This is a genomic window from Lacipirellula sp. (assembly GCF_965279485.1).
Taxonomy (GTDB): domain Bacteria; phylum Planctomycetota; class Planctomycetia; order Pirellulales; family Lacipirellulaceae; genus Lacipirellula.
In genome coordinates, this window is record NZ_CBDIIC010000002.1 from 4,581,208 (window position 1) to 4,606,947 (window position 25,740).

A 25,740-nucleotide genomic window follows, 5' to 3' on the forward strand; every position below is an offset into this window, starting at 1 on the left:
CGTGACAAACTACGCTCGCTATCGCGCGCCGGCCGAAAGCGGGCAAAAGCTGATCGCTCCCCCGTGGGGCGACCTGTGCCGTATCGTGGCCGGCAACGTGGCGTGGCGCCGCGAGTCGTCGCTGACGATTCTGGGCCGGCCGCTCGCGGAATTTGCGGCTGAAGCGCGGGCCGAAGTGTTGGCTCGTGCGGAGGAGTATGTCTCCACATACGCCGCTCCCATTAAGGGAGCGGCTCGCTTGGGTGTGCGGGCTGAGGCGAAGCCGTGCGGCGGGTCGTATGTTGCCCCGCTGATCGTCACCGGCCACCAACCCGAACTCGTCCACCCGGGCGTCTGGGTAAAGAACTTCGCCGCCGCCGCGCTCTGTGCGTCGAAGGGCGCCGTCTCGCTCAACTTGGTGATCGACGGCGACGCCTGCCGCAGCACGGCGATTCGCGTTCCTGCCGGCACGCTGGCCGAGCCGCGCTGGGAATCGGTCGACTTCGACGGCCCCGCTGCCGAGATGCCGTGGGAGCAGCGGACGATCGTCGATGCGGAGCGTTGGCAATCGTTCCCCGCCCGCGTCGCCGCCGCGACCAATGGGCTGCTGAGCGAGCGGATGCTCGACGACTGGTGGCCGCTCGCGATGGAACGGGCCGCCGCCACCGGCCGCATCGGCCTGGGCCTCGCGCAAGCCCGCCATCTCGCCGAGATTGAGTGGGGCAGCCACAACCTCGAACTACCGCAGAGCGGCATGTGCCAAACCGACGCCTTCCGTCGGTTCACGCTCCACCTGTTCAACGAGTTGCCCCGCTTCGTCGATTCGTACAACGCGGCGCTCGACGAGTATCGCGAGGTCCACCGTCTGCGGAACCACGCCCACCCAGTGCCGAATCTCGCCGTCGACGGCCAGTGGCAGCAGGCGCCTTATTGGGTCTGGTCGAACGAGATCCCCACCCGCCGGCCAGTCTTCGTGAAGCGAGACGGCGGCGGCTTCGTCGTCACCGATCGGCAGACCTTCGAACGGCGGCTCCCGTGCGTGTGCGACGACCGCGGCGATCGCGCCACGGCGGAGCTGGCCGATTGGGAAGCCCAGGGAATCAAGCTTCGCTCGCGGGCGCTGATCACCACGATGTTCGCTCGGCTCGCCGTGGCCGACCTGTTCATCCACGGCATCGGCGGCGCCAAGTACGACGAAGCGACCGACGCGATCTGCGAGCGGTTCTTCGCGACGGCGCCCCCGGCGTTCGCAGCGATTTCGGGGACGCTTCACCTGCCGATCGCCCGCTCTGCCGACGCCGCCGAGCCGGTCGCCGCGCTCCGCCAACGGATCCGCGACCTGCAGTACCATCCGGAGCAGGATGTCGACTTCGCCGCCGTGAACGGCGACGCGAGCAGTGCCGTCGCCAGCAAGCGGCAGTGGATCGCCACGGCGAAGACCGCCGCCAACGCCGCCGAGCGGCACCACGCCATCGCCTCGGCTAACGCTTTGTTACAGCCCGAGGTTGCCGGCATTCGCGAGCGGTTGGAGCAGCGGATCGCCGCCGCCAGCGGGCAAAGCCGTACTAATCGAGTGCTGAACTCCCGCGAGTACGCTTCTTGCCTATTTCCGCGAAAATCCCTGGAACAGTTTTTGCTGGATTTCCCTAGCTGAGTGCTATACGCTCTGTAGTGGAACAGAGAAACTTCGCCGCGCCCTTCTCTTCTCGCTGCGCGGCGTTCGAACGGAACTCGAAGCAGGGCTATTGCACGCATGTCTGCGCCAGCCAGCCGCAATCATGGAGAGGCAGATCGCGGCGACGCCGAGTCGTCGCCCGCCAGCGGACCATCGTCGCATCACGGCAACGGCCGGTCGCTGCTGCGCAGTGATCGCACCGCCGTCCGTGAACTGCCGTACGGCGGCCGCATCGTCACCGCCAACGCCGGCGATCATCCTCTCATCGTTCAACTCCTCACGCACGCGCGCCAAGCCGCGATCGCCGACGACTTTCAAAGTCGGCTCGACGAACCCGGCTACCGCCCTAGCAACCGCCTGCTGGTGAACCGCGACAAAGCGCTCCTCGCGCACGTCCATCTCGCGAGCCACATCGCGTGGTTCGATGGGCAGCGCATCCCAGTGGTCAAGCTTGAAGACTTCGCTGTGCTACCGGAGTACCGCAGCTCGGTCTACGATCGCGACCTCCTCGCCGCGGCCGAGCAAATCGCCGCCGCGGAAGGCGCCGTCGTGGGACTTGTGTTGGCCGATCGACCCGACTGGTTCGAACGCCAAGGCTGGAGCAGCCTCCGCGGCCAAGGGCACACCCGCGCCAACGCCCGCGCGGTGCTCGCGCACCTCGACGCCCACGAGGGCGCCCGCAAACGCCGTAAGTCGCCGCTGCATGTCCGCACCTGGCGGCACTTCGAACTCGACGCCGTCCGCTCGGTTTACGAGGCGACCGCTTCGGGACTGTGGGGGCCGCTGTTCCGCTCGGAAGAAGTATGGCAGTGGCTGATCGGCCGTAAGGCGCAAGACCAGGTGTTGTTCGCGGTCGATCCGCTCCCCGGTGCGCCGCTCAATGGCGACAGCGGCATCGGCATTACGGGCGAAGCCGCCGGATACGCCGTCGTCCGCGGCTCGGCCATCGTCGAGATGATGAGCTTGAGCAACCACCCCTCGGCCCGCGTGCAGCTACTGGCCCGTGCGTGCCGCGATGCGATCGACCGCGATCACCATTCGATCTCCCTCTACACGCCGGCCAGCGATCCGCTCCACGAGCTGATGGTCACCGCCGGCGGCGCGTGGATCAGCGACCGTCGCGAAAGCGGTCCGCGGCTGATGATGCGGCTGCTCTCGCCCGAGCGGTGGATCGAGCGCTGCTACTCGCTGTGGCGCGAACGGGCCCAAGAGGCGAACGTCCCCCGCCCGACGGAGATCGGTTTCATCACGCCCGACGCGGCGCACCTGTTCACGCTCACGCGCCGCAGCGCGAGGCTCGAACCAATGGCAACGCGGCCCGTCGATTGGGTCGAGTGCAGCCGCGCGACGTTCGAATCGCTGCTGGTCGGCAACCTCGCCCTCAGCGAAGCCGTGGAGCGCGGCGAGCTGCGGCTTTCATCGCCCGAGTTGGTTGGCACGCTCGCGGCAGTCTTCGCCCCGCGGCTGTTCTGGCAATCGCCGCTAGAGTTCATGCGACTGTAACAACCAACGCCCTTCCGGCTCCCTCCCCCTCAAGAGGAGGGGACCATAAGGTCATTATTGGGGGCGCGGTCAGGTAGCGTGTACGGTGGGTGCAAGCACCGCACTCTACTTCGAGAGGTACCCAGCGCTCGACTGAAAGTACCGCGTCCGCCGTTTGACGACGACTTCTTCCTCGGCCGAAGAGTGCTGATCGCGGAGGTCTTCTAGGCTCGCTTGGCAGGTACGGCAGGCGACGACTTCGAGGTGGAAGCGGACGTAATCGTCGTGCCCGAGGTCGAGCACGCCCAGCAGGTGGCTGCCGAGTTGTTCGCGCGAGGGGCAGCTCATGCGTCGGCGCCGCCAGATGGCGCCGAGCGAGTGGACCCCCGCATCGCGCCGGCCGAGGACGACCGTCAGCCGGTCTTTGAGAGCTTCGTCGTCGCGGAGCGCGATCTCCAGCTCAGCCATCCGCTCGGGCGGAAGGGCTTCGTCGAGAAAGGCGTCGAGATCAGAGTCGGTGTAAGGCATCGATTTTGTAGGGTGGGTGTACTCACCCACCTTCGCGGCGTCAGGTTGTTCGGGCGTTGATAACCGACGGTCGGGACAACGGAAAAAGGTGGGTGCGAGCACCCACCCTACTCATGCAGTTCCGGAAACACGTCTTCGTTCAGTCGCTGTTGTTTGACGAACTTCCGCAGCCTTTCGAGAAAGTCGAACTTGAAGTTCGCCACCTGTTGCTCGGTGAGGCCCGTCAGCTCGGCGGTCGTCTTGTTCGATTCACCGACGACGAACAGCAGCTCCATGCACTTCACTTTGTCCCAATCGCCGGCGACGCGCCAGCTTTCAAGCTGCCGTTCGATCGCTTCGGCAAGGGCGTCGTCTTCCAGTTGGCGGCGCTCGCCGCTGCGGGCGATGCTGCTCGCGGGGCGGGCGTTGCCGCGTGGTTCCCAGTTGCCGCCGCTGCCGTCGGCGGACGAGAGCGGGATCGCGGGACGGCGACCTTCGCGGCGGAGGTGGTCGGTTAGCTTGTGGCTGGCGATCGTGAAGAGCCAGCTTTCGAGCGGGCGGCGCGGGTCGTAGTTCGGCAGGCTCGTGAGGAAGCCGATGAAGGTCTCCTGCACGACGTCTTCGCTCGCGGCGCGGCGACGCAGGCGACTGTCGACGAACGACAGCAGACGCCCTTCGTACTGAGCAATGAGGTCGCTCCAAGCTTCGGGCTTGCCGCGGCGGATGGCCTCGACCAGGAGCGCGTCGGGGTGGGCGGAGGTGGGCATCGTAGGTCAGGCGTTTCGGCCTGACTCTGCGCTTTCATTGATCTCGATAAAGGTTGCGATGGTCGCGATCGGCTCTTGGGATGCAGGAGCCGGCCTACGACACGAACAGCAACGCCAGGACCGTGATTATGGCTGCCGGGACGCCGAGAAACAATCGCTTCGTATAGTAGCCGCGAGTCCAGGTGTCGACTTTCAGCAGGCCGAACAGGGTGGCGACGCTCGCCAGCAGGCCGCCGCCCAGCAGCGAGGTCGTTAGCACGCCGTTTCGCCGAGCGTAGCGGACGGCGTGATTGACCAAAATGGCGTCCTGAGTCTCGTTGAATTCCAGCAAGGCGTAAGCTCGTCTCATGGGTCCGACGGAGGCGTCGACCGTTTCCATGTACTCGTCGGCACATAGTTCCCGGCGGATGTAGTCGGAAGGTACTCCGATCGCGAATAGCGTCATCACCTCAGATCGTAAACGATCCTCCGGATGCCTCTCCGCCCAACGCGTATCCTCGAGCATTGGCATCTTGATTCGCTCGATTGGCTTGCTGGCCAAGCTATCAATGCGGTCGAGAACAACTTGGCTCATCCGGCCATCGAGGTCGCGTCGGCATTCCGCGTCGCTTGAGTAAGGGTCTGAAACCACGACGATTTTGCGGACGTTCCCAACTTGCTTCGGCGGATTGATAACCCAGTCCGGTTTGGGGAGCGACTTCGCTTGTTCAACGAAGGGTTCTGCAGCAAATGGATTGGGATGTTTAACAGGGGGCTGCGGCGCATTCCGCGGCGTCTCGGCAAATAGGTCTTCTTGAATTTTCTGGGTTACTTTGACGGACTCCGTCGGCGCTGCGGGAGCGGCAGGCGGAGGCGGAACCGCGCGGCCGTCGAGGATCGACTTCGCCGCGTTGACGAGCCAGCCTTGCGTGAATGGATCGGCGCCAGGCACCGAGGCGGAGAGAATCACCCTCGCCGCTTGCGTCAGCTCTTGCGGCGAACTGGGGCCGATCGCCTCGTGCACCACTTCCACCGACTCGTCGACGGCGGTTTCTTCGAGGTTAATCCGCGGAGCGGTGAGTTGCTTCCACATCTCTTCGATCGAGTCGGTCGGTTTCGCCGCCTGCGGCGGTTCTACTGGTTCGACCTCTGTGGTCACTGTCGTCTGCATCATGCTGACTTGCGGCAACTGCGTGACGACCTCAACCGGCTGCGGCACACTGATGCCAGCTCTGAACATGGCCAACAGCAGCATGCCGAACAGCACCAACCCCGCGAGGGTGAGCCAGATGGCGCCGTTCGCGCCGAGCAACGAGCGTAGGAGGCGAGCCAGCGCGAACGCGGCGAGCATGAAAAGCAGCGCCACGAAGAGGATCGCAGTGAACGAGATGCTAACCGTGTGCATTTAGACCGCCTTCTGCGCCAGCTCCCGGCGCTGGCTTGGCGAGAGCCAAGGACTCGACAACTGCACCGTGAACGCGATCGCCGCGGCGAGCAACAGGCCGGTCGGCTGCGGGAACCACCAGCAGAACGTCAGCGCCCAACCGATGAAGCCGGCGAACGCCGTCGACCACAGGCTCACGCGGCTCGGGCGCGTCCATTCGGCCAGCCGCCACCAACGAATCGCGACGAACAGGAAGGCGAAGAACGCGACGTACATCGTCAGCGGGCCGAAGATCGTGCCGGTTTGATACGCGGCGTGTAGTCCTTCGATCCGCCAGTCGAACATCTTGGCAAAGATGGTGTCATTCGGCCCTATCGAGAAGTCGGTCGATGAAGGTAGGCCGACGTACGCTGCGTCTGAGGCCAGCCATGCCGCGACGCCAACGAGGGCGCCGATCAGCAGATTGCCGAACCGGAGCGGAGCGTGGTCCTCCATGCGACCTTCGAGAATCTGGCTCGGAACGAGCATCGCCCAGGCGGAGAGCGACGTGACGATCGCCATCCACAGGAATAGTTCGAAGTTGAGCGTCGGGCCCATCAGCAGGCAGGCGAGGAGCGCCGTGACCGGGCCGACGATGCCGGCGGTGAGCATCGAGCCGACGATCGAGCTGAAGCGATCACGAACGCTGCGGGCTTGGAGTTCTTGGTAAGCGGCGGTCCGCCAGCCCGACTTGCTTCCGCGGCGCCACGGGGCCTTGGTGGCCGTTGCTTCTTTCGCAACATGGCCCCAGGGCGAGTGCGTGCCGTTCGGTTGCAGTTGGGCCACCGGCATAGGGCTCGCTGCGGCAGCGGGCTGCGGGCCGTTGAACCGCTGCTCGTTGCGCGACGGCGCGTCGGCAACCGGAGTCAATTTTACATTTGGGTCAGTCGTCGTCGCTTGGACGATGCCGCGAACGACGAGGTAGCCAACGTACGGCACGAGCAAGCCGAGGAAGGTCACTCCCAGTACATGGCCGGCTTGAATGAAGCCCATGAAGCAGGCGACGATGAACGCCATCCGTCCGATGAGCGGCCAGCTGTCGTAGTTCAACTCTTTGCGGGTCGCGATCCACAGCGTGGCGATGCGGTCCCAAATTGGTTCGGGGTAGCGGTGGAAGAAGGCGATAAGGCCTTCATCTTGCGCGGGCCTCTCTTGGGCGGCATTCACGCGAGCCGCTTCCACCGGAGCGACGCGCGGCGCTGCTTCGTGGCGACCATTGGGCAAATGCATCGCCGGAGCGGCGGCGTACGACGCGACTGGTTGCGGACCGCGATCGACGCCGCGGAGCAAGTGCATCATCTCGGCGGCGCTGTTGATCCGCTGTTCCGGATCCTTTGCCATGGCGCCTTGAACGACCGTGCGGAACGGCTCGTTGAGCAGTTCGAGCTTCGGCTCGGCGGTGAGATGCTTCATCAGCACTTCGCCGACGCTTTCGCCTTCGAACGGCACGCGACCCGTAATCATCTCGTACAAGATGATGCCGAGAGCATAGGCGTCGATTTCACGGCCGTAGCGGCCGTTAGCGATTTCGGGCGCCATATAGTGGACCGTGCCGACGCTCTCGGTCTGCCCGCTGCGGCGGCTGCAGGAGATGAACTTCGAGAGGCCGTAGTCACCGATCTTGACGATGCCATCGTCGACGAAGATGTTGGCCGGCTTCAAATCGCGGTGGACGATGCCGTGATCGTGGAGGTAGGCGACGGCCGCGCAGATGCCGTCGAACCAGTGCATCGCCTCGGCGACGGGCATACCGCCCGGGTAGCGGTCGATGGCGTCTTCGAGCGATTCGCCCGAGACGTACTCCATCACCACCCAGCGATCTTCGTGCTCGTCGGAGCGAATGTCGTAAAGCGCGACAAGATTGGGGTGCTTGAGGTTCAAGCAGTGGGTGACGCCGCGAAGTTCGACTTCAAGGTTGCGGCGAATGAGCTTCAGCGCGACCTCTTTGCCGGCGTCGCTCACGGCGAAGTAAACCTCGCCGAAGCCGCCGCGGCCAACGCCGCGCTTGATCGTGTAGCCGTCCAAGGGCCGCGAGCCGCTGGGATAGGTGAACCGCATCGGCGGCTTCACCTGCACATCGGCGTCGTCGGATTGGAGGGGGGATGGATTCATTTCCAAGAGTGCGGTCATGGCGTTTTAGGAGCAGTCAGCGGTCAGCGATCAGCTTTCAGCAAGACTGGCTCAGTTTGGCGATGAAGGAGGACGGTTGGGGCGTCGCCTCTGGAGTCTGTTCCGCGAGCTGAACGTAGCGTCCGTCAAATCTGCCTCGTCGCCGGTGGTTAACCGCTAGTTCGCTCCATTGTAGCTACTCTTGCCTGGAACCGGCGACTTTCACAGTTCCTCCAGGCTAAGGGCGAATTCTTCGCCTTCAATGCGGCAATTGCCGCTGACGGCGGCCTGGCCCGTGCAGGTTTGGCCTTCAATCTCGATCGCCTGCTGGGTGCGGCACATCAGTTCGTCGTTGCGACGGAACAGAACCAAATCGCCTGTCCAGTCGCGACAACGAATGTGGCTGTGCGATTGCGGGCCGAGGATGCAGCTCTCGCTCATCAGGACGATGCCGTCGACCGCCGGTTCGGTGCGATGTCGCGAGACGAGCTCGAGCACCGCCGTCGCGCTCAGGGCGTGCGGCTTGCGAAAGCGGAACTCGACGCCGCTACCGAGCGTGATCGTCGACTTGTCGCGGAGCACCGTCGGCTCGGTGATAACGCGGCCGTCAACGGCCGTCTTATGAAGCGGCGTCAGAACGTAGGCTTCGCGTTCGCGGCGGATGATCGCGTGGCGCCGCGAGAGATCGGCGAGGATCGGCACGTCGACGCCACCTTCGGCGGCCGGTTGGCCGAGCACGATCTCGTCGCTCATGCAAACGAGGAACGCGCCGACTTCGTCGATCCAGACGACGATGCGTTTGCCGGGAGTTCGCTCGTTGATCACCGTATCCACCTTGCCGCTCCGCGCGAGTTGCCGCGTACTGCCCGCGGGAGCGTTGGCTTGCACGCCGCGCTGCCAGGGCCACTTCGCAGCTTGCCCGTTCGGCTTGTAGGGGAGCGTCACTTCCATGCCGACCACCTGCCATGCCCGGTGGCGAGCCTGACGCGCCGCCGAATGCTGCGGAGCCAATTCTAGCAAGGATTCGGCCGTCTTGAGGACTTCCGTCCAATTGGACGCTCCTAGCGCGACGTGCAGTTCGGCGTCGAGCCGGTGGATCGCGGCCGCCGCTTCTTGCAGCTTGGCCGAGCGACTGGCGAAGCTTTGGCGAACGTTGGCCGGAGCGTCGCTCGGGAGAAGACGCTGGGCATGTTCGAGCGATTCGAGGGCCGAGGCGGCGTCGCCGCGGCGGGCCCGCAGGTCGGAGTGTTCGAGATGCTGTGCAATCATTTGCCACGTGCGGCGTTCAGTGCCGCCCAAACGCCGATGTTCCATGCGTTCTAAGGCTTGGCGGGCGGCCGCCGCGTCACCCTGGGCCAGAAGATTTTGAGCCTTTTCGAGCCGGCGGCGAGTTTCGCCCTGCCGGACGTCGCTCACTGCAGTCTCGCCAGCCCCTAATCGCGCGGCGCGGTCGAGGTCTTTCCAGCCAGCCTGGCTGTTGCCGTTTTCAATCCGTTGGCGAGCCCGCACGACGAACTGGCCCGCTAGCTCTTGCGACAGCCGCTTCGCCGGCAGGAACTCCCGCAGCTTCTCGCTCGTGAGCATTTCGGCGGCTTCGTCCCACCGACCATCGGCCATGGCCAAGCGAGCTTCGCGTAGTTGAAATCGCCAGGCCGGGAACATGAGTGTGTGGTCCTTAACTCATGCGGGGATGAAGGGTGAGACCGTAACCTGCTGGAGGCCCTGAGTGGTCAGCTGTCAGCGATCAGCTTTCAGCCAGAGAAGATTGGGCAGTACTTCTTCCGGCTGATTGCTGAATGCTGACCGCTGATTGCTATCTTGCTACTCAGCAAAGCTGGCCGTGGCGATCTTCGCTTCGCTGCGAACTTCGAGTTCGTCGCGATCCGAATCGAGCCCGAAGTATTCGGCGACTTGCGTCGTCACGTCTTCGGCGTCGGTTTCGTCGAGCGGGATTTCCTTCTGGAATTCCGTGTCGGCGTTGGCAAGTTTCGCGGCTACGTCGAGCTTTGTGCGGATGTCGACCATAAGCTGCTTGGCGCGGGCGAGCTTGCTGTCGTCGAATTGGAAATCGCTCGAGGCTTCGGCGACTTCGACGAGCTTCAGCTTCGCTTCGAGATTTTCAACGTCGACTTGCAGTTGGCGTTGGGCGCCGACCATGGCGGTCAGCTTCTCGCGAGCGGCGTCGAGGTTGCGTTGCCGAGCGTCGCGCATTTGCTGCAGGCTTTCGAGCGTGCCGTCGACCGTCTTGTAGCGGTTGAAGCGGCGGGCGAGGTCTTCCTTCACTTCGCCTTCGCTGTACGAGTGCCCGGCGTAGCGGAAGACATTCTTGCCGCTGCTGAGGTCGCTCTGCAGCCGCATGATTTCAGACTTGTCCTTCTCGGCCTTGGCGACGGCCGTTTCGAGCCGCTTGTCGAGTTCAGCGACTTCGACCTCTTCCTTGGCGATGACGTGCATCGAGTGGCGGATTTCGGGTTCCAGGTCGCGCACCATGTTGCGGGCGCGGTCGATTTGGAACGTCATGGGGACGGTTCCTTCGACCGAGTCCGAAACCTGGCGGTAGCCGGTGGTGAGGTAGCTTCCGAGGTTCGTCGCGGTGAGGGCTCCCCCCAGTACTCCGACGCCGAGCGTCCCGATGACGAGCTTTTTGATCATGGCAATTGGCCTCCGAAAATGGCCCGAGTCTGTGGGTCGGGCAGACGTGAGTGGATCGCTTTCCGCGGCGACTTTTTACGGGCAGGACGAACGCCTGCTATTGAGGTTTTCGCGGGCGGGGGAGCGATCTTGGCGGATCGGCCCAAAAATCCGAGAATGGGCGTTCGAACCCCGCCCCTACGCCCTGCGTAGCGGAAGCCACGGCCTCGCCAGCGAATGCGGCTAGGCCTGCCGTCGAATGCGGGTAGTTCGCCCGCAGCCCACCTACCTTGCCGAGAATTTCATGATCCGCCGCTTTTTCGTCCTGCTCGCCCTCCCCGGCCTGACCCTGCTGGGAGTGAGCGGCTGCAGCAAGCAACCGGCCCTCGACCCCGCCGTGGTCGCCAAACACCGCACCGCCCTGCTGTTGGAAGAGGAGCCGGATGGCGCACAGACGGTGCTGGAGGTGCGCGAGGCGATGTTCGGCGCCCCGTCCGACACCGGCGTGCCGCACGACCACGATGGCGACGGCGTTGCGGATCACGCCCCTGAAGACCACCCGGCAGACGACCATGATCACGACGGCGATGGCAAAGCCGACCATGCTGCAGAAGAACATGCCGCTGACGAACACGATCACGAGCATGCCGAGGGCGAGGCAGATCACGACCATGATGGCGACGGCCACGCCGATCACGCCGCTGAAGATCACGACCACGCTCACGATGCGAAGAAGCCGCTGGTCGAGGAACTCGACGTCGTGCTCGTCGGCTCGGTCGGCGGCGTGCCGAATCCTTCGGATCAAGCGATGCCCGACTTCCCGTTCGCGAAGAACCAGGCGATCTTCTTCCTGGTCGACCCGGAAGTGGCCGCTGAGGCCGAAGAGCATGCCCACACTCACGCCCCTGGCGAAGAGTGTGCGTTCTGCGCGGCTCACGCGGGCGACTCGGCTCACGCGATCGCGGTGGTGCAGTTCCCCGGCGAGAACGGCAAGCCGCTGGCGGTCGACGCTCGCGATTTGTTCGAGCTGAAGGAAAAAGAAATGGTCGTCGTGAAGGGCAAAGCGAAAGCGAATTCCGACGGGAGCATCATTGTTGATGCGACGGGCGTCTATGTTCGCCGCTAAGCCGCAAGCGGCCGGCTGATCGTTACTGCTAATTTTCCACAAGGATGATTTTACTATGCGTCGTTTCATCATTGCCGCTTCGTTGGCGTTCGCGTCGGTTTCGATTGGAGTGGTTGCCAGCCACGCCGCGGAGGCTCCCGCGAAGGCGGCCCCTGAAATCAAACTCGCCCCGAACGAAACGGCCATCTACGTCGGCGACATGCACTGCGCCCACTGTGCGAAGAAGATCTCCGGCAAGCTATTCCGCGTGAAAGGCGTCATGAAGGTTCGCACGAACGTGAAGCAGCACGTGGCGATCGTCACGCCGCAGTCGAAGAAGGAGATCGACGTGCAAGCTGCTTGGAAGGCTGTGCAAGCCGCGGGCTTCGAGCCGACGAAGCTGATCGGCCCGGAAGGAACGTTCACTGCGGACGAGAAGTCGAAGGAGCCGGCGAAGGTCGCCGACGCCGCCGCGACGAAGCAGTCGTAATCTTTGGCGTGCGAACCTGGCGCTTGTGCCTATGGACGAAATGACGATCGAGCGCGCTCCGGGCGGCTACCGACTCCAAGCCGAGTGCATCGTCCCGCGCCCCATCGGAGAAGTCTTCGACTTCTTCTCGGCTGCGGCGAACTTAGAGCGGATCACGCCGCCGCTCGTGCAGTTCCACGTCGTCACGCCGCAGCCGATCGTGATGCGGCAGGGGCTGCTGATCGACTACAAGCTGCGGATCCACGGCTTGCCGATCAAGTGGCAGTCGGAGATCACCGCCTGGGAGCCGCAGCGACGATTCGTCGACGAACAACGCCGCGGGCCGTACAAGTTCTGGCGGCACGAGCATCTGTTTGAACCGTGCGACGGCGGCACGCGGGTGATCGACAATGTCCACTACGGCGTGCCGGGCGGGCGGCTGATCCACTGGCTCACCGTTGGGCGCGACGTGCGGCGGATTTTTGCGTACCGGCAGGCGAAGCTCAAAGAGCTCTTTGCGTAGCCTCTCGTTCCCACGCTCCGCGTGGGAACGCACCTCCCGCCGCTCCGCGGCATTCTTCACGAAGCAAGCTGTCGAATGGAGAGCCGAGTGAGGTTCGCTCCGGCGGCTCGTTGAGCCGCGGCTACTCGCCGGTTAGTTGCTTCGCGCGCTCGACCATGTAGACGAACTCTTGCCGATACTCGTGCGGATCGTTCCCTTGGCTCGCGGCGGCAGTTTCGGCGACCGCGGCGTAGGTGGCGTTTCCTTTGAACTCGGAGTTCCGCAGCAGCATCCCGAAGCTGGCGACGGCCGAGGCGAACTTGAAGTCTTCGCTCGCGGCGGCGAACGTTTGGCCGTTGTCGACGATGGGGAATTCGAGCTTCGTGCTCTGGTCGCCGTCGGGGGCCTTATAGCGAATTTTTAGGGTGAGGAGTTCGTCGCTCGCCTGTTCGTCGGCTGCGGCGTCAGCCTTGGTCGCGGCGCCCTCCCCTGCCGGCTTAGTTTCATCCGACGCCTTCGGAGCGTACTTCAAATCATCGACTGCCGTCGCCGCGACCGGCTGCCCGACGGGAACGATCTCGTAAAGAGCGGTGACGGTGTGCCCGGCGCCGATCTCGCCGGCGTCCTTCTTGTCATCATTAAAATCTTCCGCAGCCAGCACCCGGTTCTCATAGCCGATGAGTCGATAACCAGCGACCTTCGCAGGATTGAACTCGACCTGAATCTTCACGTCTTTGGCGATCGTCACCAGCGTGCCGGTCATCTCTTCGACGAGCACCTTGCGGGCTTCGCGGTCGGTGTCGATGTAGTGGTAGTTGCCGTTTCCCTTGTCGGCGACTTGCTCCATCATCGCGTCGTTGAGATTGCCGCGGCCGAAGCCGAGCACGGTGAGGAAGACGCCCGTTTCCTTGGCGTTCGTCTCGGCCATCCGTTCAAGTTCGGCGGGGCTGGTGACGCCAACATTAAAATCGCCGTCGGTGCAGAGGATCACGCGATTGACGGCGCCCTTGATGAAGTTCTGCTGAGCGACTTGGTAAGCAAGCTGGATGCCCGCGCCGCCAGCGGTCGAACCGCCTGCTTGCAGCTGATCGAGCGCGGCAAGAATCTTCGATTGATCCGTGCCAGGCGTGCTGTCGAGGGCGAGCCCTTCGCTAGAGGCATAGACGACGATCGCCACGCGGTCGTTCTCGCCGAGCTGACGGGTGAGCTGCTTCATCCCCGCCACCAGCAGCGGCAGCTTGTTCGGTTCGTTCATCGAGCCCGAGACGTCGATCAGGAAGACGAGGTTCGACAGCGGCCGGCCGGTCCGTTCGATCTCGCGGCCCTTGATGCCGACGCGAACGAGGCGATGCTCCGGCGTCCAGGGGCAGCCGGCGACTTCGACGTTGGCGGCGAAGGGTACGTCGCCGGTCGGCGGCGTGTAGTCGTAGTCGAAGTAGTTCACCAGCTCTTCGATCCGCACCGCGTCGGGCGGCGGCAGCGTGTGCGACCGCATGAGGAACTGCCGGACGTTGGCGTAGCTGGCGGTATCGACGTCGATCGAGAAGGTGCTGAGGCGGTTGTCGGTATTGGCGGCGGAGACGGGGAGGAAGGGGTTTTCGGTGATGCGGGCGTATTGGTCGCGGTTGGTTTCGATGCGACTGCGTTCCTCCAGACGCTGGATTTCATCGGTGGTTGCTTTGACTACGGCTCTGAGCTGGCGGATTTCTGCAGAGTTTGGATTGCGTGAGGTGGAGAGCCGGCTTTGAAGATCAGCATCAATCTGGGCGAGCTTTTCTTGCAGCACGGAGATCTGCGGATCATTCGCTCCATGCCAACCGAGCGTCTCACCCCTCGTCTGGCCCCACGATCGCAGCGGCGTTGCACCGTTATCAACTCTTCCACTGCCGCTCTTTTCGAAGGGAAGCGAATCGCCGAGAGTGTTTGCGGGCGAGGAGGGAGAGTCTGCCGGCAAGTGGCCCAATTCGATCTGGTACATCGAGTCCCACTCCGCGTCACGGCGAGCCGTCGCTTGGTTCATGGCTGGACCGACATACCCATATCTTTTGGCAGCGTAATGATCGGGGACTGGTTCATGCGACGGAGGAGTTGGCGTGGCATTCGTCTCTCTAGTGCTGAGATTTTTTTGCTCGCTTGTTGACGCCGCCTGTTCTCTCAATCCGAACTGATTGTCTGGTGGCTCATGCTGAACATCGTCACTGAGAAAATATTCTGAGTGATCGAGATTCGGCGTTCCGTTTTGCTGAGATCCTGGTTTCGGATTTTCCCCGGTGAACGAAGTGCCACCCGTGGCGAACGTGCCCTGCCGGAGCGGTCCGTCGAGATCAACTGTGTGGTTGGGCGCAGCGGTTTCACTCGCTTTATTCACACTGCGTGCCGCTCGTAGTGCATTAACGCTCGAAGCATAAATCACGAAGCCAGTCGCGATCACTACCGTTGCGGCCACCGCAAACGCCTGCCAATTTCGACGCCGGCTGCGGGATGAATCGTTCGCCATGGTCTTCTCCTTCTCCGTTGGTGAAAGACTGACAAGATCGGCAGCGGCCCGCTGTAGAATCGTCGCACTAAGATCAGGCGGCGTCGCGCCGCCCAGCCGTTCACGCATCGCCGAGTCGAGCAGGCGATCGCGCAGCTCTTCGCGGTCGGGCGCGGGTTGATCGGGTTGGTTCATGCGATCGTTCATGTCACGTGGTTTCGTTCGCGGCGGAGGGCTGTCGGCCGAGGCGGCGTTCGATGCAGTCGCGGAGTGCCGTGCGGGTTCGCCGCAGCAGCGATTTCACGCCGTCGAGGCTCAGCGCCAGCTCCGCCGCCAGTTGGTCGCGGCTTTTGTCGTCGCGGTAAAAGCCGTCGATCGCTTCCCGCGTTCGGCCGGCTAAGGTTTCGTAGCACTGCCCGAGGGCGTCGAGAAATTCGTTCATCCCGCCGTCGGTCGTCGCCTCGGCCCACACCTCTTCGGCGGCGGCGAGGTCGACCGTTTCGATCTGGCGTCCCTGCCGGCGGCGGAGCATCAACAGCTGGTTGCGGGCCGCGGTGCGAAGGTACGCGGCCGTTTCGTGCCGGCTGCGAATCTCGAACGGCGTCCGCCCGACGGCGAGGAACGTCTCCTGCGTGAGATCGTCGGCGTCGTCGCTGCTGGCGCCGAGGAACCGCAGATAGCGCCAGACGTCGGCCTGATGCTCGTGCACCAGTCGGGCGAGGTCGAACGCTTGCTGGGGGGGATCACTCACAGCGGTCATGAAAGCTGTAGTGACGGGAGGAGGAGAAGAGGGTGCAAGAAAATTGTGATCGGGGATCGGTGACTGGTGATCGGTAGCCGCGGGTCAACGACCCGCCGGAGCGGCTGTTCATTCCCTATCCGAGATGCTGACTCCGCCGAATAAGCTAACTAGCTTGCTGATTGCCCGGCCAAAAAACTCGTTGCCGCGCCCGCCGTAGACGCAGAAGTAGATCGATTCGGCTTCAGCCTCAATGGTGGCGTCCGGCATCGAGTGTGTGTCGAGGTCCGCCCTCAGATCAAACCGACTCGTAGAGTCTGGCAGCGCGTGTGCTTGAGGCCACCGCCTAATTGCAGAGGCGGCGCTCACCCGATCATAGTTGGGAGCAGTGATCGTGTACTCTTGGCCCATCCCGCGATACCGCTTTCTTGCAACTTGCCTCGCGAACCTGACTGCACCACGCGGCCTAAGAGGTTGGAACAACTCTTAGGAGCCTGCGGAGGGCGTCGAGGCTGTCGTCTTCGGAGTGGATTTCTCAGCACGCTCACGAGCCGCACGCTGCAGCTCAAAATAGTGGTCCGCCCGTACAAATTCAACGTTCGGGCACTTTTGCTTCACCTCTTCCGATAGTTTCACCAACTGTTCCGGCGTTAGCGCTCCCCAGCCGATCGCTTGGTAGGCGGCGAAGCGGGGCTCGCTGTCGTCGAGTTTGGCGTACTGTTCCTCCATCGAGTTGCGGAGATCGTCGTACGAACCGCAGTAGGCGCGTACCAACCGTTCGAAGCGGAGGCCCGAGGCGGCGTTGCTCGAGGCGACCTTGGGATCGTCGCGGAAGTTTTGCACCGTAACGCCCAGCAAGTCGGGGCAGTTTTCGGCGTAGACTTCCCGCTGCATCGGGGTGAGGTTGTCCCAAACGGTGACGACCCGCAGGCCCGCTCGCTGCAGGTAGCGCGCGGAGAGCTGCGTGAACGCCGTGAGGCGCTCGCGATCGTCAATCGCGCTCCCCAGCGGGGCGCCAGGCTCGGCGAGCGTATTCACCGGCATGATGTAGCCCATGCCCGAGGGGCCGCAGACGAAGCAGTCGTTGGGCGTCGCCGTGGCGTAGTAGTAATTCAAGATTCCAGGGGCGACGTCGACGAGTCCCGGCGGCATCGTCCAGTTAAGCGGGACCTTGCCCCGGGCGTTTGCGGCCTGATCCCACAAACGGCGCATTGTGTACTGCGTGTACTGGATGTTGTCGCCGTCGCTGAGGAAGATCGTGATGTAGAGCTTGTTCTTCAGCGTCGGCGTCGGGGGCGTCCGCGGCGGCGTGATCTTGTGCGAACCGCCGGCGAAGATCGTGGCGTTGCGAAAGTGGTCGGAGGGGACCATGCCGATGCCGAACTTTGTTGCCGTCGTCATGCCGGAACGCTCGGTCGTATACCAGCCGAGGACGACCGCATTTCCGGCGGGCATGTCATCCAGAAACTTGCCGTAGAGTTCGCGCTGGGCTGCGTCCTGACAGTCGAGCCAGATGGTTGCGGCGCCGCACGCGGCGGCCAGGTCGCGCGTGTGGTAGTAGTCGCCCTCGCGGCCTTCGGGACGAGCGCTGACGATGAACCGCTTCTCGCACCGGGGCCAGTACGTGTTGAGCAGGTGTTCGTACGCTTCGATTGCGGTCGTTGCTTTCAGCGAGGTGAGGTCTTCCAGGATGGGGAGCTCGACTCCGCTCTGCTTCAGGGCGGCGTAGGTTCCGCGGGTGACGGGCAGCGCCTTGCGGAGTCCAGCGGCGGTGAACGCCACGTTGCGGAGATGGGCGTTGCGCGAGGGATCGTAAAGCACCACGCCCGCGACTTCCTTCGCGTACTTGGCGAGCAGCTTGTGCTTGGTCGCCGCGGTGAACGGCGGGTTGAGGTCCAAGTCGATCGTCGGCTCGCGGAACCAGGCCTCGCGCTCCGGCTCGTGGCGACTGTCGATGAGCGCCAACCGGGGTTGCCGCCGGTTCACCTGACCGGCGAGCGCGCAGAACGTCAGTTGCTCGTCGGGGGAGAGGCCGCTGACGTCGAGCGCATCGAGCTGCGACGCCGGCGTCGGGAAGTGGGGGAGGACTTGGCCTGCGGGCCACGTGAGGCTGCTGGGCGATTGAGCCAACGACGGCGTGATGGCAAGCAGGCAGCAGAAGACTGCGAGAGCGCATGGGTAGGGGCGGAGCATCGGCAACTTTCTCATTGCACGTAACGGGGGGAGCATCTGTTTTTAGCAGTGCAGGTTTCGTGCGGTTACTTGGGGTAGTGCTCGCCCCAATTAACATTCTCTAAGTTAGAAATGAACAATTCTCGATCCGCGCTTTCCGCGAAGTACCACTCGTTGAAACCGAAGTCATAGTCGGTTTTTGCCCACCAGTGCCAAGTCCACTTGCCCACGTGCGAATGGACTTCGGTGCGTTCGCAAGCACGGTACTCGGAGTATCGCTGCATACACTCGCCATCTCTCGGCCCGAAGTTTTGCCAGCACCAACGGTCTGCAAAATCAAGTTCGGGGTATGCGACTTTGAGCATGACGGCGTGAGGGAAGCGTCGTAGTCGTTCGCTTCGTTCAGCGTTTTCGACGGCGCGCTGTTCGAGCGAAATTGCTTCCTCCGCGAGATAGTCGTCAAAGCTCGATGTGACTACGGTTCGAATGCTCATCTAAATGCGATGGAGGTGAGATCGCAGAACGGTGCGTAGGGGCGCCTGGTCGCTGAAGCGACTCAGGCCGGTGGGGCGGGGGAAGGTGGCGGGAGGCGGGGGGGAGTTTGGCGGGGAGTGCCGGCCGATCAATCTTCGGCGAGCATCTCTTGTAGTTTACCTAGCGAACGCGAGAGCATCACGCGGATGGCTCCGTCGGTCTTTCCCAGTTTCTGGGCGATCTCTTTGGAAGGCAATCCCACTAAATACCGCAGGCGAATGGCTTCCCGCTGCTCTTCCGGCAGCGTATCGAGGGCCGCCAGCACGCGCAGTTGGCGTTGATCGCGGGAAAACGCAGCGCTGGGGGTGGTCATGCTGGCGGCCAGCAGGTTCGCCAAACCGCCGCCGTCGTCGCTATCGGGGAGGGCGGCTTCTCGCGAGGCGTCTCGCTTTTGGCTGGCAAAGTGGCGGCGGTGGGCGTCGATGATCTTCCGCTCGCAAATCTGGAACAGCCAGTGAAGCGGATCCCAGGTATCGAGCGGGGCCTTGTCGAGCGAGCGGCAGGCTTCCAGGCAGGCATCCTGCAGGATGTCGTCGGCCTCCGTTTTCTTCGCCAAATGGGCGCCGATGCGGCTGTGGAGGAACGCCATTAGCGCGGGGCGATTCGCTTCGACGAATTCGGCCAAAGCGGCCTCGTCGCCCGATCGAAGTCGGGCCAGGAGTTGCGTATCATGAGGGGCGTCGTCGGCCGCCATGGGAGAACCCTTCGGCAAAGCATGAATGCGGATTTCGCGTTGAGCAGGCGACTGGATTCGATAAGAATTTGCGGATTAACGCAAGCGGGTAGACTGGCAGGCGGGGCCGGCATCGCTGCAATTTTGCCCTGCTTTTCCCGTGACATTTGCTTTGCGAGCCCCGTAGCGACCTTTTTTGCATGCGATCTGACGAATCCCAATCTGGCTCGGTTAGCGACGCTCCGCCCAACGAGGACGCCTATTGGGACGTGCTAGCGGAGCGAATCGACGCCTTTGCGACGGCCTGGGACGCGGCGGCGGCCGAGGGGGGCATGGTGCTGCCGCGGCTCGATGCGTTCGTGGAATCGCTCGAACCGCCCGTCGCCCGGCATGTGCTGTACGAGCTGGCGAAGCTAGATATCGAGCGCCGCTGGCTGGAGAACCGGCAGCCGCAGCATATCGAATGGTACGTGCAGCAGTTCCCGGCGCTGGGGCCGATCGGCAAGCTGCCGGTCGATCTTATCTATGAAGAGCTGCAAGCGCGGATGGCGGCGGGGCTGCCGATTTACCAGGAAGAGCTGGTGCAGCGGTTCCCGGTGCAGGCCGAGGCGCTGCTGCGGCTGGTCGGGGGGATGGCGATCACCGGTTCGCCGACCGCGACCTACTTCGCCGAGACGATCATCGAGAAGGATGGCAAGCGCCAGGAACCGGCCAAGCCGAAGGCGTCGTTTGCATCGTTTGCCCATTTGAAGCCAGGCGATCAACTGGATGACTTTCAGTTGCTCACGCCGCTGGGAAGCGGAGCGTTCGCGCGGGTGTTTCTCGCGCGGCAGGTGTCGATGGAGCGGTTGGTCGCGCTGAAGATCTCGGCCCACACCGGCAGCGAGCCGCAGACGCTCGCGCAGCTCGATCATCCCCACATCGTGCGCGTCTACGATCAACGGGCCTGCGACGAACCGCCGGCTCGGCTGTTGTACATGGAGGTCGTCTCCGGCGGGACGCTGCAAGACGTCGTCGTACGGGCACGCAACTCTTACGACGGCAAGCCGAGCGGGCTGCTGCTGTTGGCCGCGATCGATGATCGGCTCTCGGCGTGCGGGACGCCGATTCCGGAGAGTTCATCGTCGCGCGATTGGATCGAAGACGCCGAGTGGCCGGAAGTCGTTTGCCGGCTCGGAGCCGAACTCTGCGAAGGTTTGGCCTACGCTCACACACGCGGGGTGTTGCACCGCGATATCAAGCCTGCGAACGTGCTCCTCTCCGCCGAGGCGCGGCCGAAGCTGGCCGACTTCAACGTGAGCTACAACGGCGGTCGGTCAGACGAGAACCCCGAGGATACGTTTGGCGGTTCGCTGGCCTACATGTCGCCGGAGCAACTTGAAGCGTGCCATCCGCTGCTGGGCGGTTCGCCGCGGATGGTGCGCGAAACGAGCGATGTTTATGCGGTCGGCGTGATGCTGTGGGAACTGCTCGCCGGGCGGCGGCCGTTTCGCGACGAGCAGTTGCCGTCGGGTGGGAACGGTTCGCTCGTACGGTTGCAGCGAATGATCGAGTCGCGGCAGCGCGTCGACTTCGATCGGCTTGCTGAGGACTTGCCGGACGAGTGTCCCGACTCGCTGCTGGCGGTGCTGGAAAAGGCGCTGCAGCCGGCGAAGGAAGATCGCTACCAATCGGCCGGCGAGATGGCCCGCGCGTTGCGGATGTGCCTCAACCCTCGCTGTTGGGAGTTGCTGCAAGAGCCGCGGAGCGTGTTCGGGCGGTTCGTGGTGAAGCACCCGATTATTTCCGTCGTGCTGGCGGGGCTGATTCCGAACATCATCACGGCGTTTTTTAACTTGGCGTACAACAAGTACCGGTTTGAAAACGATCCGGAGCTGAAGACGACGGCCGAGCAATTCTGGACCGTGGTGAATTGGGTCAACCCAATCGCCTTCTCCATCGGCATCGCCGTGGGGACGAGGGCGGCGCTGAAAACCTTCAGGCTGCTGCAGAGCGACAAGCCTGCCGAAGCGCTGGAGGGGAGTTCGCGCGTGCTGCGCTTTGGCCAATTCGTGGCGATCATGCTGATGGCGATTTGGTCGTCCTCGGGGATCGCTTTCCCGATTTCGATCGGCGAATTCGGCGATCATTCGGTCGACTTCTACTTGCATTTCTTTCTCTCGCTCGCGCTGTGCGGAATCGTGGCGACGACCTATCCGTACATGCTGATCACGGCGCTGGCGGTGCGGTATTTCGTGCCGGCGCTGGTGCGGAACGGCGTCATTCCCGGACCGCGTCGCGCCGATTTGTTGCAGACGGCGCGGCGGAACAAGTTTTTCCTGATGACGTCGATCTTGGTGCCGATGCTTGGCATCTGGCTTGTCGTCGCTTTCGTGAACGATGCGAGCGAGATGCGCGAGCAGAAGAGGTGGGCGCTACTTGCCGTGAGCGGCGGCGGTGCGGCGGGGTTCCTGCTGATGATCTTGCTCGAGCGGATGATTGGCCTCGACCTCGCGGCGCTGGGGCACATCGCGATCGACGAGCCGCGCGGCGGCGGCTCGACGAAATCGGCCATGGGACGATCGAAGCGGTCGCGCGATTCGCGCCGCGGCTCACGCGGGTGAGCAGGCCGCGGGCTAGGGGAGTTCGCTAGTTCGCACTGAGCAGCGGCGCTGCGAAGTCGAACTCATCATCTTCCCACGCGTCGAAAGCTTCATCAGTCGACGCTATGGGTGAAGACTCTTCATCGGCCTCGAACGGAGCGTCGCCGAGGGATGGCGCCGCAAGCGGAGCGGAGGTCACGCTCGGCGACTGCACCGCCCCGACCTCGGATTCATCGATGTCGTCTGCGTTGGAAGTGGATAGTTCGTCTGCCTCGAACGCAAGCCAATAGAGATCAGTGCTCAAGCCAGCTGCGGCGACCGATTCACTCTCGACGCGTGCGGCGCTTGAAAGGGTGGCGTCAGCGCTGATCGCGCTGCCAAAGTTCGCCTTCCAACTTTCCAGCGTAGCGGCTGCTGCTGCAGTGCCGTTGTAACCTCGCTGCCAAGCGAGGAAATCAGCCCCGTCAACAACGCCGTCACCGCTGAGATCTCCGCTCAGCGGCGCCGTGAGTGGCGCTTCAGCGGCCATCAACGACGCGCTCGCCGGCGTGAACAGCAAGCGGCTGACCGTGCCGGACGCGAGGTTCGCCATGTACAGGTAGCCGTCCCGCCCCATCGACATTTCAACAACGGGCCCAATGTTGAGCCCCACCGCCGTCACCGACTGCAAGCCGCCGCCAGCGTTCGTGCGGAGCACGCGAAGCTGGTTGTCGCCGAAGTCGGAGAGAAACAGCGCGTTCTGGTAGCTCGAAGGGTAAACGTTACCGGTGTAGAAATCGCCGGCCACGATTGCCACGGCGCCGGCGGAGTGCGTGCGGGCCCACAACGATGCGGTAACCGAGGCGCCCGAGGCGTAGTATGCCTGCGCTTCGCCCAGGTCCTTGTAGCCGCCAGTTTGGTTGCTGACGCCGCTGCCCCCTTCGTAGAAGGGCCAGCCAAAGTTCTTGCCGCGGCCGACGTTGATTTCCTCCCAGGTGTTCCAGCCGACGTCGCTGATGTATGGCAAGCCCGTCGTCGGTTCGAACGCGAAGCGGAACGGATTGCGCAGTCCGTAGTCAAAGACTTTCGAGCGATTCGCGCCTGCGTCGCCATTAAAGAACGGATTGTCGGCGAGGCCGGCGCCGGTGATCGGGTCGATGCGGAGCAGCTTACCGGAAAGACTGTCGAGGCTGAGCGTCCGCGCCGCCCGCGGATCGACGCGGCCGAACGAGGCGCCGTCGCCGTTGCTGACGTACAGCTTGCCGTCGGTACCGAACGCGACGTTGCCGACGGTGTGCGAGCGCGAGTCGGCAATGAGAATGTCGCGCATCTCGCCGTTGAGACCGCCCGACGGAGCGAGGCTGATGTCTTCGGTGCTGTCGAGTTCGGGGTGGCTAATGTTAGCCCAGGTGCTGTTCGTGCCGACGAGCACGACTTCGCTGCCGGCGATCGCCGTGTTGAACCCGGTGGCAGGGTCGGCGGTGAAGCGGCTGACTCGCGCGACGCGATTGCCCGAGCCGTCGGGACCGGCGAGGCCGGTGCGGCTTAGCGTTTCCGCGGGGTCGTACGTGTAGGAAACGTAGATGTAAGGCGTCGCGGGGAAGTTGGGATGCACGGCGACGCCCAACATGCCGCGGTCTTGCATGTGATTGACGCGGCTGGTGATGTCGAGGAACGGCGTCGCGAGCAGTTGGCCGTTCTGCACGACGCGCACCGTGCCGCGCTGTTCGGAGATGAACATCCGGCCGCTGGCATCGAAGTCGATCGCGGTCGGCGCCGAGAGGCCGGCGACGGTCGTCTGCAACGAGAATGTGCCGTTCTGCGTGGGCGTCGGCGGATCGCTGTAAATCTGCGATTGGGGGACGAGTTGCCGTGCCTGGCTGGGGCTCGACCATTCGAGCTTCGCCGAGGCTTGGCCGCTGTTCTCGTAATATTCCAGTCGAATGTCGTAGCGCTGGCCGGCGACGAGCGCGATGGCGCCGCTGTACTCGGTCGCCGGTTGGTCCCACCATTGGTCGATGATTAGCTGGTTGTTGACCCACAGCCGCACGCCATCGTCGGCGGTGCTGCGGAACGTGTACGTCTCGCTGTAAAGCGGTTCGACCTTGCCAGTCCAGCGGATCGAAAAGGTATCGCCGTCGATCGACGACGACGGCGAGCCGCCGCCCCAGTTCTGGTCGATCACGGCGTCGGTCCGCTCGAACACGAGTTCGCTGAGGTCGTGATCATTATAGTAGGCGGCCAGCCAACCGTTGCCGTTGCCCGGATCGGGCGGGCCGTCGTTGTCGACGATGGTGATCGTTGCGGTGCGCGGTTGGTTAACGGTTGCTCCGCCGATCGATTGATCGACGGCGAGGTTGAACGTCTCGCTGATCTCGTCGAGCAGGTCGTCATTGATCGGCACGACGATCGACTTAGTAGTCTCGCCGGGGGCGAACACGACGAGGCCCGACTTGGCCGTGTAGTCGCTGCCGGCGATCGCGGTGGCGTTCACCGTGGTGTAACGCAGACCGACCGTGCCGTCGCTGCCGCCGGTGCGAACCACCGGAATCGACACGGTGCCAGCGGCTTCGTTCACCGTGATCAACGATGTGCCGAGGGCAAGGACGCCGGGGACGGCCGTCGAAGCGAACTGGAAGTAGCCGTTCGAGTGGAGGTACTCGCTCTGCCACAGCCCGGGGACGCGGCCGACCTCGGCGATGTAGGTGCCGGTCGAATACACGTTCGGGGCTTCGGCCTGGTAAAACGTGCCGTCCAGCGTCACGCCGTCGACGCGGAGATTGCGATCGACCCCGGCCGCGGAGTTGCCGTCGTTCGTATAGGCGACGCGGACGTCTTTCAACGCGACCGTCGTCGGGTGGAGATAGACGAACGACTGGAACTGCCCCGACGAGTAATTCCCGGCGACGTTGTTGAACGTCGCGACCGTAGTGCCGGCGATTTGCAGCTGCATCTGCTCTTCGCCCGTGCGGCCCGCAGCGCGGACCTCGATCACCGAGCCGGTGGCGCCGTACTGAAAATAGCCGTTGAGGTGGAGATACTCAGTCTGCAGTTTGCCGAGCACTCTCCCCTGCCCAGTCACGTAGGTGCCGGTGGAAAAGACGTTGGGGCCTTCTGTTTCGTAGCGAATGCCGTCGAGCGTGACGGCGTCGACGCGGAGGTTGCGGTCGACGCCCGCGGCCGTATTGCCGTCGTTCGCGTACACGACGCGTAGCTGGCTGATCGGAATCGCCGTCGTCGAGTTGTAAGTAAACGTGACGAACTGCCCCGTCGCGTAGTTGCCGCCGACGTTATTGAACGTCGCGACTGTTTGGCCGGCGACCTGTAGCTGGATCTGTTCTTCGCCCGTGCGGCCGGCGGCGCGAACTTGCACCGTCGAACCCGCGGCGCCGAATTGAAGGTAGCCGTTGTAGTGCAGCGTTTCCGATTGCCGGAACCCGGGCAGTCGGCCATTCGTCGCGGCATCCCAAGTGCCGGTGGAGTAGACGCTACTCGCTTCGGTTTCGTACTTCGAATTGCCGAGCGTAACGCCGTCGACCGTGAGATTGCGATCTTGGCCGCCAGCCGTGAGGCCGTCATTCGTGAAGACGACGCGCACGCGGTCGATCGTCACGTCGGTCGGGTGAGTGTAGGTGAAGGCGTCGAATGTCCGCGCCGCGGTGAGGACGCGCGTGTTGGTCCAACTAGCGACGGTGACGCCGTCGATCTGCAGTTGAAACGCCTCAGAACCTGTGGAGCCGGCGGCATAAATCGTCACCGGCGTGGCGGCGAGTGCGCGGCGGCTCTCCAGCGACTCGAACGCCAAGCGACGAGTCGCGAGCGGCGTTGAGGCAGCGCTGCGTTTGCGGGCGGAGGGGAGATGAGTCGAGACGTTGAGCGCAGATCGGTGGTGTCGCATCGTTGCCGCTTTCCCTGCGATTGTCGTGCGAGCGAGACGCCCGCTGACCGCAGCAGCAA

General features: G+C 63.7%; 19 protein-coding genes. 6 read left to right on the plus strand and 13 right to left on the minus strand.

What is annotated here, in order from left to right; all coding sequences use genetic code 11:
• Position 1: 1 nt before the first annotated feature.
• Both ACQY7R_RS25845 and ACQY7R_RS25850 read left to right on the plus strand, forming a co-directional pair.
• Entirely contained in the window at positions 2 to 1,633 is a 1,632-nt protein-coding gene (locus ACQY7R_RS25845; RefSeq protein WP_428308427.1) for a hypothetical protein, read from the plus strand.
• A gap of 99 nt (positions 1,634 to 1,732) precedes the next feature.
• Positions 1,733 to 3,157 carry a hypothetical protein gene (locus ACQY7R_RS25850; RefSeq protein ID WP_428308428.1) on the plus strand — a complete coding sequence of 475 codons (1,425 nt, stop codon included), beginning with the start codon at positions 1,733 to 1,735 and terminating at the stop codon, positions 3,155 to 3,157.
• A gap of 105 nt (positions 3,158 to 3,262) precedes the next feature.
• On the opposite strand, the gene ACQY7R_RS25855 is transcribed toward ACQY7R_RS25850, so the two are convergent.
• The 6 genes from ACQY7R_RS25855 to ACQY7R_RS25880 form a co-directional block, all read right to left on the minus strand.
• Entirely contained in the window at positions 3,263 to 3,664 is a 402-nt protein-coding gene (locus ACQY7R_RS25855) for a hypothetical protein (RefSeq protein ID WP_428308429.1), read from the minus strand.
• 107 nt (positions 3,665 to 3,771) lie between these two features.
• Positions 3,772 to 4,410, minus strand: coding sequence for an RNA polymerase sigma factor (locus ACQY7R_RS25860; protein WP_428308430.1), 639 nt, complete (start codon positions 4,408 to 4,410; stop codon positions 3,772 to 3,774).
• 94 nt (positions 4,411 to 4,504) lie between these two features.
• Positions 4,505 to 5,794 (minus strand): hypothetical protein, encoded by a 1,290-nt coding sequence (locus ACQY7R_RS25865; RefSeq protein ID WP_428308431.1) that lies wholly within the window; start codon positions 5,792 to 5,794, stop codon positions 4,505 to 4,507.
• Positions 5,795 to 7,942, minus strand: coding sequence for a serine/threonine-protein kinase (locus ACQY7R_RS25870; RefSeq protein WP_428308432.1), 2,148 nt, complete (start codon positions 7,940 to 7,942; stop codon positions 5,795 to 5,797).
• 201 nt (positions 7,943 to 8,143) lie between these two features.
• Positions 8,144 to 9,583, minus strand: coding sequence for an FHA domain-containing protein (locus tag ACQY7R_RS25875; protein ID WP_428308433.1), 1,440 nt, complete (start codon positions 9,581 to 9,583; stop codon positions 8,144 to 8,146).
• A 159-nt stretch (positions 9,584 to 9,742) separates the two neighbouring features.
• Positions 9,743 to 10,573, minus strand: a complete 831-nt coding sequence (locus ACQY7R_RS25880; protein ID WP_152097655.1) for a hypothetical protein — start codon at positions 10,571 to 10,573, stop codon at positions 9,743 to 9,745.
• Between the two features lie 283 nt (positions 10,574 to 10,856).
• Here ACQY7R_RS25880 and ACQY7R_RS25885 point away from each other — a divergent pair, with 283 nt between their 5' ends.
• From ACQY7R_RS25885 to ACQY7R_RS25895, 3 genes are read left to right on the plus strand one after another with little or no spacing between them, the layout of a single operon-like run.
• Positions 10,857 to 11,678: a hypothetical protein gene (locus ACQY7R_RS25885; protein WP_428308434.1), complete on the plus strand. Its 822-nt coding sequence runs from the start codon at positions 10,857 to 10,859 to the stop codon at positions 11,676 to 11,678.
• Between the two features lie 55 nt (positions 11,679 to 11,733).
• Entirely contained in the window at positions 11,734 to 12,147 is a 414-nt protein-coding gene (locus tag ACQY7R_RS25890; protein WP_428308435.1) for a heavy-metal-associated domain-containing protein, read from the plus strand.
• A 31-nt stretch (positions 12,148 to 12,178) separates the two neighbouring features.
• Positions 12,179 to 12,649 (plus strand): SRPBCC family protein, encoded by a 471-nt coding sequence (locus ACQY7R_RS25895; protein ID WP_428308436.1) that lies wholly within the window; start codon positions 12,179 to 12,181, stop codon positions 12,647 to 12,649.
• A 121-nt stretch (positions 12,650 to 12,770) separates the two neighbouring features.
• Here ACQY7R_RS25895 and ACQY7R_RS25900 read toward each other — a convergent pair whose 3' ends face one another.
• The 6 genes from ACQY7R_RS25900 to ACQY7R_RS25925 form a co-directional block, all read right to left on the minus strand.
• Positions 12,771 to 15,311, minus strand: coding sequence for a YfbK domain-containing protein (locus ACQY7R_RS25900; RefSeq protein ID WP_428308437.1), 2,541 nt, complete (start codon positions 15,309 to 15,311; stop codon positions 12,771 to 12,773).
• A gap of 1 nt (position 15,312) precedes the next feature.
• Positions 15,313 to 15,855, minus strand: a complete 543-nt coding sequence (locus ACQY7R_RS25905) for an RNA polymerase sigma factor (protein ID WP_428308438.1) — start codon at positions 15,853 to 15,855, stop codon at positions 15,313 to 15,315.
• Between the two features lie 117 nt (positions 15,856 to 15,972).
• Complete coding sequence (locus ACQY7R_RS25910; RefSeq protein ID WP_428308439.1) at positions 15,973 to 16,113, minus strand: hypothetical protein; 141 nt, start codon at positions 16,111 to 16,113, stop codon at positions 15,973 to 15,975.
• A gap of 216 nt (positions 16,114 to 16,329) precedes the next feature.
• Positions 16,330 to 18,051, minus strand: a complete 1,722-nt coding sequence (locus tag ACQY7R_RS25915; protein ID WP_428308440.1) for a discoidin domain-containing protein — start codon at positions 18,049 to 18,051, stop codon at positions 16,330 to 16,332.
• 50 nt (positions 18,052 to 18,101) lie between these two features.
• Positions 18,102 to 18,509 carry a hypothetical protein gene (locus ACQY7R_RS25920; protein ID WP_428308441.1) on the minus strand — a complete coding sequence of 136 codons (408 nt, stop codon included), beginning with the start codon at positions 18,507 to 18,509 and terminating at the stop codon, positions 18,102 to 18,104.
• Between the two features lie 128 nt (positions 18,510 to 18,637).
• Entirely contained in the window at positions 18,638 to 19,243 is a 606-nt protein-coding gene (locus ACQY7R_RS25925; RefSeq protein ID WP_152097662.1) for a sigma-70 family RNA polymerase sigma factor, read from the minus strand.
• Between the two features lie 179 nt (positions 19,244 to 19,422).
• On the opposite strand from ACQY7R_RS25925, the gene ACQY7R_RS25930 reads away from it, so the two are divergent.
• Positions 19,423 to 21,825: a serine/threonine-protein kinase gene (locus ACQY7R_RS25930; protein ID WP_428308442.1), complete on the plus strand. Its 2,403-nt coding sequence runs from the start codon at positions 19,423 to 19,425 to the stop codon at positions 21,823 to 21,825.
• Positions 21,826 to 21,850: 25 nt separating this feature from the next.
• On the opposite strand, the gene ACQY7R_RS25935 is transcribed toward ACQY7R_RS25930, so the two are convergent.
• Positions 21,851 to 25,681, minus strand: coding sequence for a carbohydrate-binding domain-containing protein (locus ACQY7R_RS25935; RefSeq protein ID WP_428308443.1), 3,831 nt, complete (start codon positions 25,679 to 25,681; stop codon positions 21,851 to 21,853).
• Positions 25,682 to 25,740 lie beyond the last annotated feature (59 nt).